The 1,610-nt window shown below is 73.2% G+C and carries 2 protein-coding genes; both read left to right on the forward strand.

The features are described from left to right. A partial coding sequence (locus N878_RS19800) for a DUF2339 domain-containing protein (protein WP_021445292.1) occupies positions 1–1,243 on the forward strand: 1,243 nt, incomplete at its 5' end. Continuing rightward, a partial coding sequence (locus tag N878_RS19805) for a DUF3999 family protein (RefSeq protein ID WP_031303566.1) occupies positions 1,243–1,610 on the forward strand: 368 nt, incomplete at its 3' end. The genes N878_RS19800 and N878_RS19805, both read left to right, overlap by 1 nt.

Consider the following 1,610-nt stretch of genomic DNA (forward strand, 5'->3'; position numbering starts at 1 on the left):
CGGCGCCTGGCGCCTGCAGGCCCTGGCGCGGCGCGAGGGTGCCGGCGGCATGAACGGCGTCAGCCTGCTGCGCCTGGGCCAGCTGCTGCTGGTCTGGGGCGCGGCCTGGTGGGCCCTGGCGCTGGCCAGCGAGGTGCTACGCTTCGCCGCACCGGCGTTGCAGACGACCCTGTTGCTCGGCGCCGCAACCCTCAGCGTGGCCCTCTGGGGGCTGGTCGCCGCGCGCAGCCAGTGGCGCGAGCTGGCGCTGCTGTGCAGCCTGCTGGCGCCGCTGGGCGGGTTGATCCTGCTGCACGCCTGGCACGGCTGGTATCACCCGGCGGCGAACTTCGCCTGGCTGGCGTGGCTGGCTCTGTTCGCCGTGCATTTCCTCGTCCTGCGCCGGCTCGGCTCCCTGTTGCCAAGCCGGGCGGCGAGCGCGGCGCACGTGCTCGGCTGCTGGCTGCTGCTCGGGGTGCTGGCGCTGGAGCTGCGCTACCTGCTGCTGAGCCTGTCCGAGCACTACAACGCCTGGCGCTGGCTGGGCTGGGCGCTGCTGCCCACCGCCTACCTGTGGGCGATGGCGCTGCCGCGCAGCTGGCCCTGGCCGCTGTCGGTGCATGCCCGCGAGTACCGCCTGCTGGCCGCCGCGCCGCTGGCGCTGCTGATGCTGGCCTGGTTCTGGCTGGCCAATGCGCTCAGCGCCGGCGACGCCGAGCCGCTGGCCTACCTGCCGCTGCTCAATCCGCTGGAGCTGGGCCTGTTGCTGGGCCTGGGCGCCCTGTTCGCCTGGGGCCGCTTCGCGCTGCCGCGTCTCGGCCTGGAACCGGCGCGGGCGTTGCAGCTGGCGCAGGGCGTGGCGGGGCTGTCGCTGTTCGCCCTGCTGACGGTGATGGTGATGCGTAGCGCCCATCACTGGGGCGGTGTGCCCTGGCAGACGTCAGCTTTGTTCGACTCGATGCTGGTGCAGGCCGGGCTGTCCATCGTCTGGACCCTGATCGCCCTGGCGCTGATGCTGCTGGGCCACCTGCGCGGGCGCCGTGAGCTGTGGCTGGTCGGCGCGGCGCTGATCGCCGTGGTGGTGGCCAAGCTGCTGTTCGTCGAGCTGGGTAACCGTGGCGGCCTGGAGCGCATCGTGTCCTTTATCGGCGTCGGCGTGCTGCTGCTGGTGGTGGGCTATTTCGCCCCCTTGCCGCCGCGCCAGGCCGAACCACCTTCCAGCAACGAGCAACCAGCCTCGGCCCACAAGGAGCCCGCCGCCTGATGCGCATCCGTCCGTTTCTAGTGCTGGCCCTGCTGCTGGGCGGCGCCGTACAGGCCGCCGAGCGCCCGCAGGACTTCCGCCAGACGCTGCCGCTGCAGCTGTCCGGCGAGGGCCCCTGGTATCGCCTCGAGCTGCCCATCGCCGCGCACCTGGCCGCGCGCCACGGCGACCTGCGCGATCTGCGGGTGTTCGACGCCGGCGGCCAGGCGCAGGCCTATGCGCTGATTCCCGGGCGCAGCGAGACCCTGGAGCACGAGCAGGAACACGGCGTGCGCTGGTTCCCCCTGCACGGCCGGGCCGATGCCGCGCAGGCGCCGGCGCTGCGGGTCGAGCGCAGCACCACGGGCACCCTGATCGAGCTGCGCGG

This window comes from Pseudomonas sp. EGD-AK9 (assembly GCF_000465935.2).
Lineage (GTDB): Bacteria > Pseudomonadota > Gammaproteobacteria > Pseudomonadales > Pseudomonadaceae > Aquipseudomonas.